Source organism: Halobacillus litoralis (assembly GCF_009856355.1).
In the GTDB taxonomy this organism is placed as follows: Bacteria; Bacillota; Bacilli; order Bacillales; family Halobacillaceae; genus Halobacillus; species Halobacillus litoralis_B.
Genome location: NZ_WMEW01000013.1, coordinates 91,259 through 105,063, shown reverse-complemented (window position 1 = coordinate 105,063; position 13,805 = coordinate 91,259). Strand labels below are relative to the sequence as shown.

The 13,805-nt window shown below is 48.5% G+C and carries 14 protein-coding genes; 9 read left to right on the top strand and 5 right to left on the bottom strand.

The window, feature by feature from the left end; translation table 11 throughout:
- Both GLV97_RS16655 and GLV97_RS16650 read left to right on the top strand, forming a co-directional pair.
- On the top strand, window positions 1-1,475 hold a 1,475-nt coding region (locus GLV97_RS16655; protein WP_160890145.1), incomplete at its 5' end, for a penicillin acylase family protein.
- 72 nt (window positions 1,476-1,547) lie between these two features.
- Window positions 1,548-2,759, top strand: coding sequence for a cation:proton antiporter (locus GLV97_RS16650; protein ID WP_160835359.1), 1,212 nt, complete (start codon window positions 1,548-1,550; stop codon window positions 2,757-2,759).
- A 426-nt stretch (window positions 2,760-3,185) separates the two neighbouring features.
- On the opposite strand, the gene GLV97_RS16645 is transcribed toward GLV97_RS16650, so the two are convergent.
- Window positions 3,186-4,016: a LysR family transcriptional regulator gene (locus GLV97_RS16645; protein WP_160835360.1), complete on the bottom strand. Its 831-nt coding sequence runs from the start codon at window positions 4,014-4,016 to the stop codon at window positions 3,186-3,188.
- Window positions 4,017-4,069: 53 nt separating this feature from the next.
- On the opposite strand from GLV97_RS16645, the gene GLV97_RS16640 reads away from it, so the two are divergent.
- Window positions 4,070-4,672, top strand: a complete 603-nt coding sequence (locus tag GLV97_RS16640; protein WP_160835361.1) for a YczE/YyaS/YitT family protein — start codon at window positions 4,070-4,072, stop codon at window positions 4,670-4,672.
- A 209-nt stretch (window positions 4,673-4,881) separates the two neighbouring features.
- Here GLV97_RS16640 and GLV97_RS16635 read toward each other — a convergent pair whose 3' ends face one another.
- Together GLV97_RS16635 and nfsA are read right to left on the bottom strand one after the other, a co-directional pair.
- Complete coding sequence (locus GLV97_RS16635) at window positions 4,882-5,610, bottom strand: NAD-dependent protein deacylase (protein ID WP_160890144.1); 729 nt, start codon at window positions 5,608-5,610, stop codon at window positions 4,882-4,884.
- Window positions 5,611-5,622: 12 nt separating this feature from the next.
- On the bottom strand, window positions 5,623-6,363 hold the full coding sequence (nfsA, locus tag GLV97_RS16630) for an oxygen-insensitive NADPH nitroreductase (protein WP_160890143.1): 741 nt from the start codon (window positions 6,361-6,363) through the stop codon (window positions 5,623-5,625).
- Window positions 6,364-6,537: 174 nt separating this feature from the next.
- Here nfsA and GLV97_RS16625 point away from each other — a divergent pair, with 174 nt between their 5' ends.
- Entirely contained in the window at window positions 6,538-6,891 is a 354-nt protein-coding gene (locus tag GLV97_RS16625) for a hypothetical protein (RefSeq protein ID WP_160890142.1), read from the top strand.
- A gap of 12 nt (window positions 6,892-6,903) precedes the next feature.
- Here GLV97_RS16625 and GLV97_RS16620 read toward each other — a convergent pair whose 3' ends face one another.
- Entirely contained in the window at window positions 6,904-7,155 is a 252-nt protein-coding gene (locus GLV97_RS16620; RefSeq protein WP_160835365.1) for a hypothetical protein, read from the bottom strand.
- Between the two features lie 186 nt (window positions 7,156-7,341).
- Between GLV97_RS16620 and GLV97_RS16615 the strand changes: the two genes are divergently transcribed.
- The 3 genes from GLV97_RS16615 (at window position 7,342) to rsgA (ending at window position 10,267) form a co-directional block, all read left to right on the top strand.
- Window positions 7,342-8,301 (top strand): ATP-binding cassette domain-containing protein, encoded by a 960-nt coding sequence (locus tag GLV97_RS16615; protein ID WP_337194115.1) that lies wholly within the window; start codon window positions 7,342-7,344, stop codon window positions 8,299-8,301.
- On the top strand, window positions 8,291-9,070 hold the full coding sequence (locus GLV97_RS16610; protein WP_160890140.1) for an ABC transporter permease: 780 nt from the start codon (window positions 8,291-8,293) through the stop codon (window positions 9,068-9,070). The genes GLV97_RS16615 and GLV97_RS16610 overlap by 11 nt, the downstream gene beginning before the upstream one ends.
- 168 nt (window positions 9,071-9,238) lie before the next feature.
- Window positions 9,239-10,267, top strand: coding sequence for a ribosome small subunit-dependent GTPase A (gene rsgA, locus GLV97_RS16605; RefSeq protein WP_160890139.1), 1,029 nt, complete (start codon window positions 9,239-9,241; stop codon window positions 10,265-10,267).
- A 501-nt stretch (window positions 10,268-10,768) separates the two neighbouring features.
- Here rsgA and glnA read toward each other — a convergent pair.
- Window positions 10,769-12,079, bottom strand: a complete 1,311-nt coding sequence (gene glnA / locus GLV97_RS16600; protein ID WP_160835370.1) for a type I glutamate--ammonia ligase — start codon at window positions 12,077-12,079, stop codon at window positions 10,769-10,771.
- A 213-nt stretch (window positions 12,080-12,292) separates the two neighbouring features.
- Here glnA and GLV97_RS16595 point away from each other — a divergent pair, with 213 nt between their 5' ends.
- Window positions 12,293-12,709 carry a hypothetical protein gene (locus GLV97_RS16595; RefSeq protein WP_160835371.1) on the top strand — a complete coding sequence of 139 codons (417 nt, stop codon included), beginning with the start codon at window positions 12,293-12,295 and terminating at the stop codon, window positions 12,707-12,709.
- A gap of 54 nt (window positions 12,710-12,763) precedes the next feature.
- Window positions 12,764-13,690: a manganese-dependent inorganic pyrophosphatase gene (locus GLV97_RS16590; protein WP_160835372.1), complete on the top strand. Its 927-nt coding sequence runs from the start codon at window positions 12,764-12,766 to the stop codon at window positions 13,688-13,690.
- Window positions 13,691-13,805: the final 115 nt, after the last annotated feature.

Genomic DNA, 13,805 nt, shown 5'->3' with positions numbered 1-13,805 from the left:
TGATCTTCTTGACCAAGTTAGCTGAGGCCGTGCCCGCGGCAAGCATCCATCGACAAGCGATTCGTGAGAATCAACAACAACCTTTAACCACTTCTCTTGATAGGAAAAGGAGTTTTTCAGTGGCCACGGATAATCCTGAGGAGTTTTTATATGAAGGGGAGTGGGAGCAGGCGGACGTCATGGAGGAAACCATCCAGGTGAAAGATGGAAGCGATGTACAGCTGGATGTGCTCGAGACGAGGCATGGACCTGTAATCAGCGAATTCAGTGAAGGAGCTGGAGGAGACACGGTCCTGTCGCTGCGTTGGACTGCTCTCGATGCGACAGCAGAACTGGATGCGATCCTGGAAATGAATCAGGCTGATGACTGGGAATCCTTTGAAAAAGGGTTGGAGAAATTTTCAGCCCCAGCCCAAAACTTCGTATTTGCAGGAAAGGACGGGACAATCGCCTATAAAGCCAATGGCCGCATTCCGGTTTACGACGATCCTGATGATGCGCTTCTGCCGTTGAGAGGATGGAAAGCGGAGGATGAGTGGCAGAGCTACATTCCTTTTGATGAGCTGCCCACGGTCATCAATCCTGATCAAGGGTACGTGGCAACAGCCAACAACAAAGTGGTATCGGAGGAGTATCCGTATCATATCAGCCATAACTGGGCTCAGCCATACCGGTACACACGGATTGCAGAAATGCTTGAGAGTGATGAAGCTGTGACTGCAGCTGACGTTCAGACCATGCAGATGGATGTCAAAAATCTTCAAGCGGAAGAGTTCCTTCCTTACCTGATGGAAAACACAAAGGCCCGCGGTGAGGTGGAGAAGCAGGCGCTTCAAATCATGGAGGAATGGAACTTGGAAGACGATCGGAATTTTCCGCAGCCGCTCATTTTCCATCATTGGATGGCCAACATTGAAAACGAATTGTATCAGTCGTCCATCCCTGAATCCATTCAAAGCCTTTTCCGGGGTTCTGCACAGACGACGGATGAGCTGTTGAGAAAAGACCGGAAAGGAGAAACATCTCTTTGGGTCGAAAAGGCAGGCGGACGCTCGGCCTTGATTACTGAGGCTTTTAATAACACGATACAGGAGCTGGAAGAGGAATTTGGGAAGGATCCTTCTGCATGGACCTGGGGGAGCTTTCATGCGGTTGAGTTTACCCATCCGTTATCAAGCATCGGTTTTTTGGAACGGTTCCTGAACCCCGGGGAGCCCCGTGCGGTCAGTGGAAGCCGGGTAACCGTCAGAGCGGCCGGGTTTAAGGAAAACGGCCTCGTCAACCACGGAGCCTCCTGGCGCTTTGTTATCGATATGACTGATCCGGAAGTGGGCTATCACGTCGTCGGACCGGGGCAGTCCGGGCATTTCCGCAGTGACTGGTATCATGATCAACTGGAACCCTGGGTGGAAGGGCAGTATCATGTCACCCGGTTGAATGAACAGGAAGGAAAAGTACTTACGCTCCGCCCTTAACGGGAATGCTTACAATAGAAGGGTTTGGGGAATGACTAAAGATGTCATTTTCATTAAAGGGGGGCACTTGCTGTGCATGGGTTTCATGATGTATTCATCCAGATTTTAATCTTACTAGCCATTTCCGTCACCGTCATTGCCATTGCAAAATTATTAAAGGAGCCGGATTCGATTGCGCTCGTTCTTGTAGGTCTTGCACTGGGCTTGACAGAACTGCCGTTCATAGAGGAAGCGGAACGGTACATTACCCAGTCAGAAGTATTTCAGGCGACCATCATCTCGTTGTTTTTACCGATTTTACTTGGTGATGCAACATTGAAGCTGCCATTCCATCATCTGTTTTCGCAAAAGAAGACCGTGATGGGACTTGCGTTTATGGGGACGTTTATATCGGCGATCTGTATCGGAACAGCGTCCTACTTTTTCCTCGATCTTCCTCTGGCTGTGGCTTTTACATTTGCAGCTTTGATGAGTGCAACGGATCCCATCAGTGTACTCTCGATCTTTAAATCGCTCGGAGTTCCTCAGAAGATGTCGACGATTATGGAAGGCGAGTCCCTTTTTAACGACGGGATCGCCGTCGTATTATTTAAAATCGCCAGTATCTATCTGCTTACTTATATTGAAATGGGCTGGTCCGGTCTGGGCAGTGGCGTATTCATGTTCCTGAAGTTCGCCATTGGCGGTGCGTTTGTCGGCCTTGTCATTGGTTTTGTCTTTTCACAGATCATCCGGTTTTTTGATGATTATCCGCTCGAAGTGGCTTTCAGTGCATTGTTGTTTTTCGGAAGCTATTTTATTGCCGAGCATTTTCATACGTCCGGAGTTATTGCCGTCGTTGTCGCTGGATTTGTCTTTGGAGATTACGGTGCGAAAATAGGCATGTCTGAGCAGACCAAAACGAACATTAACACGTTTTGGGACTCCATCACACTACTTGCCAACGCGTTGATCTTCCTTATGGTCGGTCTGGAGATCCGGAACATCAACCTATCGGAAAACTGGGGCTATATCGCCGGCGCCATCATCATTGTCCTGGCCGGCCGGACGATTGCCCTTTACGTCAGTACGGGATGGATCAAGGAGCTGAATGCCAAGGAGCGTCTGCTGATCAACTGGGGAGGCCTGCGCGGAAGTTTGTCCGTCGCTCTGGCACTCAGTCTGCCGATGGATTTTGACGGCAGGGACCAGGTGCTGCTTTTAACCTTTTCGGTCGTGTTGTTTTCATTGATTGTTCAGGGGCTGACGTTGAAGCCGCTGATCAAAAAACTGGGACTTGCCTGAGTCTTTAAGGGACCGTCAGCGGGGCCACTGGAAAACGGAGGGTACGTTAAGGGTAAAGTTTAATAAAGCAGCCTGCATGAAATCTTCCATGCAGGCTGCTTTTTTGTATTTTCATGAGGTAGGAAACAGGGTTTTCTCTACAAGCTGAGAGTGATTTTTTATCCATCACTCTTTTTAGATGGGACACCGTTGGCTTCCATGATAAGCGTTCGATGGTGACGCCTGTGGGAGCAGGTGAGGCCGTGTCCGCGGCAGGCATCCATCGAAAAGCGGTTCGTGAGAAACAACAACCTCTAACCGCTCCTTTTGATAGGTAAGAGTTTTTAGTGGACTCCCGTCTCCCGGCGTCTTTTTTTATGTCCAAAAGTTATAGCTTCATGCGATAACGGCATTTCCTATAACGCGGATATTCGTTTTATACTGCCATTATCCAAAAACATGGAGGAGTCTTTGGAAGGCAGATGGTGATGTCGAGGCAAGATACATGTCTCTATAAAGCGGGCGTTCCTGAATGGGAAGAAAGGTGATGCCCCGGTATTCGATGTGTTTTGCCATTAATTCAGGGAAATAGGCAATCCCCATACCTTGGGAAACGAATCCGGAATGAGCATGGTCATGTACGGCCGTGCTTTTGTAAGAGCGTCCTGTTTTTTCAGCCAGGTACTGGAAGGCGTCTGTAAACCGCTTGTTTTCGGCAGGCAGGATCTGATGCTCCTTCAGGCAGTCTCCCATGGAAACCTCCTCGAGCCCGGCAAGGGGGGAATCATTGGAAACCGCAGCCACATAGTGGTCCCGGAATAGAAACGATGAGCAGAGATCTTCCCATTCCGGCGGGCCTTCGACAATCGCTGCATCGATGGTGCGGTTCTCTAAAAGTGGGAGAAGCTCACGGCTGTTCTGTCTGACTTCCGTAACGAGAATATCAATCGTATTTAAGGAAGGCATAAAGTCATTCATGTAATACGTACTGATGTAGGGCGTAGAGCCAAACCGTATGCGCCCTTCCGTCTGGTAGTGTTCAATGATATTGGTGATCTGGGAAAAGAGGGGAGCCAGCTCTTCATGGAGGGCTTTGGATTTTGCGGTTAATTCGATTCCTGTTCGTGACGTTAGGAATAATGGAAATCCGAGCTCCTCCTCCAGCTTTTTCATCTGCCTGCTTAAGGCAGGCTGGGAAATCAGCAGTGACTGGGCTGCTTTTGTAAAGCTTTGATAACGGGCAATTTCGATGAATGATTGAATCCGCTGCAAGTGCATGGATATAACCTCCTGGCAATTGAAAAATAGGGGGATGGAAAGGGGGGTCTGCATTGAAATGGAATCGGTTATTTTATTATATCATGGGCATCATCACTGTCTATTTCGGTACAGCACTTGTCGTGAAAGCTTCCCTCGGGGCGGGGTTCTGGACGGCTTTGTTTGTCGGATTCAGTGAACGATTCGGTATGTCCGCCGGTTTTTGGTTCGGCATCACCCAGCTTGTTGTTATTTTTGTTAATGCCTGGTTGAAAAAAAGGGGGCCGGATCTTCTTGCTTTTATTCCTATCGTGTTGGAAAGTCTGATTCTGGACTTCTGGCTCATCGTTGTGATGGGAAACTGGGATTTCAGCATGCTTGGGCTTTGGATGAAAATCCTGATCTTCACCGGAGGGCTCATTACAGCTACCTTTGGCTTGTCGCTTTATATCCAGACTGGATTCCCACGGGCGCCAGCCGATGATTTGTTTGTTTCAATCAGCGAGCGTTTTCGTATGAGGCTTGGAAGTGCTCAGGTTGTTGTTGCTGTATTGGCAACGTTGATGGCCTATGGAGTCGGCGGTCCGGTTGGGCTGGGGACAGTGCTTTCTGTGTTTCTTGCCGGACCGTGCATTGAGCTCTGGACCGCAAAGACAGCCGCGCTGCTCCCTTCATAAAAAACCAATCGGCAGAAGCTGCTCGTGAGACCGTAGAAAAAGTGCTGGTTATCTTTAATTGCTCCCTGCATGTTATATGGACAGCCACGCTCCGCTTCTTTCTTAAAACGCAGCCGGTTTCACAAGTGTAAAAGCAGAGGATCATTCATATAAAAAAGGCTGCCGAGAATTTCTCGACAGCCTGACGGCCAGCTTCTGCCACTGTTTTCTTAGAGATATTTTTGAAGCTGTTGGACAGCATGGGAAAGGTCATCGTGTAAAACGGTATCAAACAAATGATCCTTGTCTGTCGGTTCATTATTGATCAGGATGGACGCTGCGGTTCCTTGTTCCCATGCGTAATAGGGAAGAAGACTGAAAGGCGTGACCTGAAGGGAGGTCCCCATAACAAGAAGCAGGTCAGCATCGGTAACCATTTTTTCTGCTTCGTCATGCGCCGTGATGAGGTCTCCGAAAAGCATGACTCCGGGCTTAAGGGTTGTCCGGCAGTCCCGGCACACAGGGACCACCGCTTGCATCACATCTTCCAACGGATACGCCCGCCCGCAGTCCTGGCAGAACGATTGGTTCAACGTGCCGTGATATTCAAGGACAGACGTGCTTCCGGCCAGCTGATGAAGGCCGTCTACGTTCTGGGTGATGACGGACACTTGCCGGTCCACTGTTTCGAGCTCATGGATGAATTGATGAACTTTGTTCGGGCGGTAGTCCTGTAAAAGCTTCAGCTGGAAAATATCTTTGTACTTTTTCCAGAAATCTTCAGGGTGTCTTTGGAAGTAATCATTCGACATGTAGTATTCCCGCGAATAATCTTCGGTCCACAATCCTTCACTGGAGCGGAAATCCGGAATCCCGCTTGCCGTTGAGACCCCCGCACCTGTGAGGACGACGATCCGGCCCGCACGCTCGATCTGCGCGGCTGCCGTTTGATAGGACATGAGGATCTCTCCTTACTGTTTATTGAATCCTTTTTTCTTCACGATGCCTGTCACATCCATACGCATCGGTTTTGTAAAACGACGCCGCATCTGATCGGTCCAGGAATCACTGCGGTTGTTTGTCTGCCTTGCCTCGTAATAGGCGGCAATTTCCTTATCGAAGTCGGTAAGCTCCTGCTTATGATCCCTGTTGTAGCCATTTTCAAAATACACGGCTTGCTTCGGCAGGCGTGGTTTCAGGTCCGGCTCATGATCCGGGACGCCGATGACCATGCCAAACAGCGGCAGGACATGCTTAGGAAGATCAAGGATTTCATCGACTTTATCCAGCTGGTTGCGGAGACTCCCAATATAGCAGATGCCGAGTCCCATCGCTTCAGCAGCAATGGCGGCATTCTGGGAGGCGAGGGCTGCGTCGATGGCGGATACGAGGAAATGCTCGCTGTTTTCCAGGTTGGACAGCATCTGCTCATACTCTGCAGATGTGGCGTGTAAGGTGTGGCGGTAGAGATCCGCGCAGAAAACCAACAGGTGACCGTTATTTTTTACATAATCCTGTCCGGAGATTTCAGCCAGCTGGGTTTTCTTTTCCTCGTCCGTGACGCCGATGATGCTGTAAGCCATCATATAACTGGACGTGGATGCCTGCTGGGCGGCTTTCAGGATGGTATCCAGCTGTTCGTCTGTCAGTTTTTCATCTTTAAACTTGCGGATGGATCGGTGGTTCAACAGAGTCTCTATCGTTTGGTTCATTTGTTTTGCCTCCTTGATTCGTTGTTCAGGTGTCATGGTGTCATGATACATGCTTCCTTTTAAGGTAACAAAATTGATAGAGGAATGGTAATGATAAGGCCGGCTGAATTCTTTCTGCCGTAGAAGGAATCCGGAACAGGGGTGGAGAATCTTTAAGTATAGGAAAAAGACGAGGTGGTACAAGTGGCGGATCTTTACAGCTTTCAGCATTTCAAAAAGGAGAGGGAGACAAGCGGTGGGGCCGCCGATAAACGCCTTCCGGCAGCGGTTTATCAAAGTGTGCTTTATTATATCCATCTCGATGCAGCCGTGCTGCAGCAGCCGGCGTTTGAATATCTATCCACCCAGTGCAGCCTTCGGGAAATTTATCGTAATAACCAGCTGCTTTTTTTACGTACCTTCCAAACACTGCTGACTCATTGGAAAATCATCCCAGGAACTCCCACCCTGCTGGAAAATCCGCTTGCCGTTTTTGGTACGGTAGGGGACCTCTGTGCCTATATCGAAAAAAGGGTGAAAGCTCTATAAGACGATGATTACTCATTGTCTTACAGCTTTCACCCTTTTTACATTGACGACTCCTAAATAAATCTGGGTAAGTCCGACGCCGAATAGAACGGGAGCAGCTCCGGTGACGAGGAAAGTACTGATCAGCGTCTGAGTGATTCCCATACTCATCATCAGTAAGTACTTTTCCTGTTTAAAGCTGATGTAGGTTCCAATCAGGGAAAGAATGGCGATTCCGACAAGCAGCGGTGCTGCCCATGGATAAAGGTATAAGGCTTCCATCATTGTTGGGTCTCTCCTTTTTTCTGAATTTTATAAAATTTTATCATCTGAGTTTAATGTCTTCAACAGTGAAAAACGTCTAGTTTTGGCGCATTTCAATAAGTTGAGGTAATGAAAAGTATACCCCGGAACCATCTGTTTCAAACTTGTTCGTACAACATTTTTTTACATAAAGGGGCTGATGAAAAGGTGAATGGAAGTATCCAGGTTGAACATTTATCCAAAACATTTAAAAAAGGCGGAATTCAAGCGGTTAAAGATGTTTCTTTTCATGTGGACGAAGGGGAGTTTTTCGCTTTCCTCGGTCCGAATGGAGCCGGAAAGTCCACGACCGTTCAGATCTTGACCACGTTGATGAACGCAACAACTGGAACAGCACATGTAGCCGGCTGCGACGTCATCCGTGAACCGGAAAAAGTGAGGCGTCACATTGGAGTAGCTCTGCAGGAAACCGGAGTGGATCCTGATTTGACAGGGAGGGAAATGCTTGAACTGCAGGCCTGGATTTTTGGCTTTGGTAAAAAAGAGGGCCGGGAGCGGGCCATGAGGCTGTTGGAAATTGTTCAACTGACGGAGGCCGCAGACAGGAGAATCGGACGGTATTCCGGCGGGATGCGCCGTCGCCTTGACCTTGCGCTTACCCTCGTTCATGAACCGGCTGTTCTGTTTTTGGATGAGCCGACGACAGGGCTGGACCCCTCCAACCGTATGGCTGTATGGGAAGAATTGAGGCGTTTAAATAAGGAGAAGGGAACGACTATTTTCTTAACGACCCAGTACTTGGAAGAAGCAGACAGCCTGGCGGACCGGATCAGCATTATCAACGATGGGGAAATCGTTGCAACCGGTACACCGAAGGAGTTGAAGGCAAGGATCGGAAGTGACCTCATCGCCCTCACGCCTGCCGAAGGGGAGGATAGTGAACAGATCCTTCTGCAGTTGAAAGCAGGGCTGAACGACGCGGATGTCATTAAAAAGCAGGAAAAGATTTTGATTTATGTCGAAGAAGGAACGAGACAGCTGCTGGAAGTAGCCCGCATTCTCGACCGCGAAAACATTCAGGTCGAGGACATACAATTATCCTCGCCGACCCTGGATGATATTTTTCTTAAGATTACCGGAGAGGGGAAGAAAAGCGATGGGGAGTAATGTTTGGAGAGACACATGGCTGATGACCGGAAGAAATATAAAAACGACATTGAGAAATCCTTTTTCATTTATTCCCAACCTCATGATTTCGGCTTTTTTTCTATTGGTCTATGAAGCTGGTTTGAGCGGGATCGCGCAGCTGCCGACGTTTGATGGGGCCAACTACTTAGCTTTTATTCTGCCTGTCTCCATTGTATCGGCAGCCATCGGTGGAGCCGGTGGAGCGGGCCAGAGTATCGTGAAGGATATTGAGAACGGATTCTTTTCCCGGCTGCTGCTCACACCGGCCTCCCGTCTGGCTATTGTGCTTGGGCCGATCATTGCCGGGATGCTGCAGCTGTTTGTCCAGACCCTGCTCATCATCGCCATCGCATTCCTTCTTGGCCTTGAAGTGAAGACAGGGGTGGGAGGCGTCCTTTTTGTTCTATTGATTGCGATCGGATGGGGGCTGGCCTTTGCCGGATATTCCGCCGGCGTTGCTTTACGGACAGGGAATGCTCAGGCTGCTCAGGCCGGAACATTCATCTTTTTTCCCCTTATATTTTTGAGCACCACGTTCGTTCCGTATGAACTTATCGACGCCCAGTGGCTCAAGATTGCAGCTGCCATCAATCCAACCACCTATATTTTCGAAAGTATGCGGACGGTCCTGATTGACGGATGGGTCTTCTGGGATATGATGCAGGGGGTTGCGGCTATTACCATAGTCAGCACCTTGACCATTACATTTGCGGCAGTGTCAGCGAAGCGGGCGGTTTCCCGTGGATAATTGCAGTAAAAGGAAGATACTGGACATTCTTCTATGGTAAACTAAAAGGAACAAAGAAGCGGGGAGTGGTGTTTATGTCAAATAATAAAACGTTCACAACAATCAGCATCCAGCAAAAAACAGGAGGACACCACTCTTAGCGTCCTCCGAACACTCAGGAGGAATCGAATGAAACGAAAAGATTTTCATAATTATTTTCATGATCAGTTGAAAGAAGGGGAACAGGCAGGAAGGATTGCCACGTCCACGCACGGCATCTACACCGTAGTGGATGACGACAGCGTACGCTTTGGAGAAGTATCCGGCCGTTTCCGATACAATACGGTCGAAGAGAGCGGATTCCCTGCCGTAGGGGACTGGGTGGTGATCGAGCCTTATAATAACGGAGCACGGGTGAAGATCCAGCGTGTTTTAAACCGGCAGACGGTCCTGTCCCGCAGCGAAGCGGGCCGGACTCATAAAGAACAGGTCATAGCAGCCAATGTGGACATTGTTTTTGTCGTCACCGCTTTAACCCGGGAGTTGAATCCCAGAAGGATCGAGCGGTATATTCAACAGGTGTATGAAAGCGGTGCCCGTCCAGTCATTGTGTGTACAAAAAAAGACCTGACCGACGAACTCCATAAACAACTCTTTCAAATCGAGAAGGCCGCTCCCGGCGTCCCCGTGTACCCTGTTGATAACCTGACCGGAAGCGGCCTGGCGGCTTTGAAAGGCGAATTGGCAGAAGGACTGACGGTTTCTCTCATCGGTTCTTCCGGCGTCGGAAAGTCAACGCTGATGAACGCGCTGCTGGAAAAAGACGTTCAGGAGACACAGGCGGTCAGGATGGAGGATGACAGGGGGCGTCATACGACGACACACCGGGAGTTGTTCCATCTGCCAGGCGGCTCCTGTATGATTGACACACCAGGGATGAGAGAGCTGCAGCTATGGGGAAATGGGGAAGAAAAGCTTGATCACACGTTTTCGGACATCGAATCTCTAAGTGACAGCTGCCGATTTAGAGACTGCCGTCATGAAAAGGAACCAGGATGTGCGGTAAGAACAGCTATTCAAAACGGAGAAATGGAAGAAAAGCGGCTGATCAGCTACAATAAACTGAAGCGGGAATTAAGGCGTCAGGAGCTGAAGGATCAGTATGGAACACATCGTACGAACCGGATGCTTTACGGTCCCAATGCAATTAAAGAGTAAGTAGGTAACAGACATATAATGGAAAACCCGTCCTTGATGAAAGAGTCATCATCACAGGACGGGTTTTTATTTTCTTAACGCCAGGAGCGAAAGCCCCTCCTCTTTCCGCGGACGAGCGCCCGAGCCTCCTCGCAAAACCCGCGCTTGTCGATCTCGGCCTACTCGTTCTTCCGCAGGAGTGGAAGGGGCACCGCTGCAGTCTTTTTCATATGTCGGGAGGCAGCCGTCATCAGCACCTGTGCTTTTTCTTTTCCACGCAATCGGCAACAGCGCAGCCCATGCCGTTCTTTTTAATCTGCGAATTTGCTTAGTGGACAATCTCTCTCCTATATATTGTTACGTCGGCACGAAGAGCGCTCGGTGGTGGACGTCCGCGGCATTCATCCACCTACAAGCGGAATGCTACTCCTTACACGATAAATGGGCAATTCTAACTGGTTAACACAGGCTTTTTCTACAGCAAAAAAGCATCTCCCATTCAGGAGATGCTTTTTTTGGTTCTTACTTGTTCATATATTTTTCGATTTCCCATTTGCTGACCTGCAGGGAATATTCTGTCCATTCTTTTTGCTTTTCTTCGATATAAGCACCGGATGTGTGCTCGCCGAGTGCAGATAGAAGAAGGTCATCTTTGTTCAGGGCTCCAAGAGCTTCTTTCAAGTTTGTTGGAAGAGTTGGTACACTTTCGTCTTCCACTTCATACAGGTTACGGCTTTCCGCTTCGCCGGCGTCCATTTCCTTCTTGATGCCGTCAAGACCCGCTTGGATCAATACAGCAAGCGTCAAGTATGGGTTGGCAGTCGGGTCCGGGTTACGGACTTCAAAGCGTGTTCCTTTTCCACGGGTTGTTGGTACACGGACCATACAGCTGCGGTTGGAGTGGGACCAGGCCACACTTACCGGCGCTTCATAACCCGGAACGAGACGTTTGTAAGAGTTCACGTTCGGGTTTGTAATAGCAGCGATTCCGCTTGCGTGGTGCAGAATACCCGCGATGAACTGTTTCATCGTTTTGGAAATGCCATCACTTGCATCCTCATCATAGAAGGCGCTGTCTCCGTTTTGGAATAAGGACAGGTGACAGTGCATACCTGAACCGTTTTCTCCGGAAATCGGCTTCGGCATGAAGGTTGCGTGATAGTCATGGTTGGTTGCAATATCTTTTACGACATTTTTGAATGTTTGGATGTTATCAGCTGTTTTCACCATGCTGTCAAAACGGAAGTTGATTTCGTGCTGCCCCATAGCTACTTCGTGGTGGGACGCTTCCATTTCAAATCCGTATTTTTTAAGGGTACGTACGATGTCACGGCGGACTTTATCTCCTTTATCTTTCGGAGAAGCATCGAAGTATCCGCCGCGGTCGTTCATTTCACGGATCGGATAGCCTGCGCTGTCCAGCTTGAATAGGAAGAATTCCGGTTCAGGTCCAACGTTGACGGAATAGCCCATGTCTTCAGCTTCCTGCATGGCGCGCTTTAGAATGAAGCGTGGATCGCCTTCAAACGGTGTACCGTCGGGCTTGTAAATGTCACAGATGAAACGTGCACTGCGGTCTTCATCCACAAGGGAAGGAAGAAGCAGGAATGTGTCGAGATCAGGATAGAGATACATGTCACTTTCCTGAATATCTGAAAATCCGGAAATGGAGGAACTGTCAAACATTGCTTCGTTTTCAAGAACCATTTCCAGCTCTTCTACTGGAAGTTCTACGTTCTTTGTATCCCCAAGCATATCTGTGAATTCCAAGATAAGAAATTCAATTTTGTTTTCTTTGACTTCGTGAATAATCTGTTCTTTCGTGTATCCCATTGATTTACCCTCTCTCTTTATAATTTGTAAGTTTTGTATCCATTTCACCGTGGATATGTAGCTCTTTTTTCTTTATGTAAGGAATTCTAACATAAAGTGTAGAGTAATCTCAAACTCTTTTAGGAAATTCCCTAAAAAAATATTCTGAAACTTGTGTAAAGCAAGAAAATGAAGATAGTTTCATAAACATGATAGGAAAGGAGCTGACCTGTCATGACGAAATACCACCATATAGGAAAAGTCTTGATCTGTTTTTTCTACGTTTTCTTAATAGCTGTCCTTCAGCCGGATCTGCAGAAGCTCGCGGCATCGGGGCACATTTATTATTATCTTCTGCTGATGCAGACCGTTTACATTCCTGCAGGCATCATCCTCGCCCTTCCGGTGTCCCTGTCTTCCTATCGTTTATCAAAACGGACCTTTTTTCTGCTTACCCTATATGTCCTACCCTGTTTTTTATTTCTTTATGTACCTTTTTTTATTCCGGGCGCGGTAATATTCCCTGAACGGCTTCATGCCGATCCCTATGCAGGGGTGATTATCCAGGTCCTGCTCGGTTATGGAGCAGCAGTGGCGGGGAAGGAGTCCGCTGAAGCAAAAAACAGCGGCGGTAATGGACGCAGGCGGTAATCTATTTTATAATCGTATCGGACAAGTAAACTTACATAGGAAGGATGATTTTGAATGAGTAAGACTCTTATTTTCGGTCATAAAAACCCGGATACGGATACGATTACGTCTGCGCTTGTGTATGCGGACTTGAAAAAAGCCCTTGGAGAGGATGTAGAACCTGTACGTCTTGGTGACGTGAACGGGGAAACCCAATACGCACTGGATCAATTTAACGTCGAAGCACCGCGTCTTGTAGAGCGTGTCTCTGATGAAGTGGAACAGGTGATTCTTGTTGACCATAACGAGCGCCAGCAGAGTGTATCAGACATTGATGACGTGACGGTTCTTGAGGTTATTGACCACCACCGCATCGCCAACTTTGAAACGAACGGACCGCTGTATTATCGTGCAGAGCCGGTCGGTTGTACAGCGACGATTCTTCTTAAGCTTTATAAGGAAAAAGGTCAGGAGGTTTCCAAGCCGATGGCAGGACTGATGCTGTCTGCGATCATCTCTGATTCCCTTCTGTTCAAATCTCCGACATGCACTGAAGAAGACCGCCGTGCAGCGGAGGAACTTGCTCAAATCGCTGGTGTCGATGCAGAGGAATACGGCTTGAAAATGTTGAAGGCTGGGGCGGATATCAGTGAGAAAACCGCCGAAGAACTCATTTCCCTTGATGCCAAGGAATTCGATATGGGCGGTAAGAAAGTCGAAATCGCTCAGGTGAACACGGTGGATACGAACGACGTTCTTTCCCGTAAGGCAGAGCTTGAAGCGGCCATGGATAAAAACGTGTCCGGAAAAGGGCTGGATCTGTTCCTTCTTGTCGTTACGGATATCCTTGAAAGTGATTCTACGGTCGTTGCGGTCGGAAGTGAAACAGCGGCTGTAGCAGCAGCTTTTGAAACGTCCCTTGATGGGAACCAGGCTGTACTCAGCGGCGTTGTCTCCCGTAAGAAGCAGATAGTTCCGCCACTCAATACGTATTTTGGATAAGGACATCCAGCATACTCCTGAATCCTTGTCAGGCTGTCGAGAATTTCTCGGCAGCTTTTTTTATTGGTTTTCTAAACACTTTTATCAGAGGAGGAGGGGTTCGTACCTTATTGAC

Excerpts from the sequence above, each read along its gene's own strand:
- GLV97_RS16590 (WP_160835372.1), top strand. The coding sequence starts at position 12,764 with ATGAGTAAGACTCTTATTTTCGGTCATAAAAACCCGGATACGGATACG.
- GLV97_RS16610 (WP_160890140.1), top strand. The coding sequence starts at position 8,291 with ATGGGGAGTAATGTTTGGAGAGACACATGGCTGATGACCGGAAGAAAT.
- GLV97_RS16635 (WP_160890144.1), bottom strand. The coding sequence starts at position 5,610 with ATGTCCTATCAAACGGCAGCCGCGCAGATCGAGCGTGCGGGCCGGATC.
- glnA (WP_160835370.1), bottom strand. The coding sequence starts at position 12,079 with ATGGGATACACGAAAGAACAGATTATTCACGAAGTCAAAGAAAACAAA.
- GLV97_RS16645 (WP_160835360.1), bottom strand. The coding sequence starts at position 4,016 with ATGCACTTGCAGCGGATTCAATCATTCATCGAAATTGCCCGTTATCAA.
- GLV97_RS16620 (WP_160835365.1), bottom strand. The coding sequence starts at position 7,155 with ATGATGGAAGCCTTATACCTTTATCCATGGGCAGCACCGCTGCTTGTC.
- rsgA (WP_160890139.1), top strand. The coding sequence starts at position 9,239 with ATGAAACGAAAAGATTTTCATAATTATTTTCATGATCAGTTGAAAGAA.
- GLV97_RS16595 (WP_160835371.1), top strand. The coding sequence starts at position 12,293 with ATGACGAAATACCACCATATAGGAAAAGTCTTGATCTGTTTTTTCTAC.
- nfsA (WP_160890143.1), bottom strand. The coding sequence starts at position 6,363 with ATGAACCAAACGATAGAGACTCTGTTGAACCACCGATCCATCCGCAAG.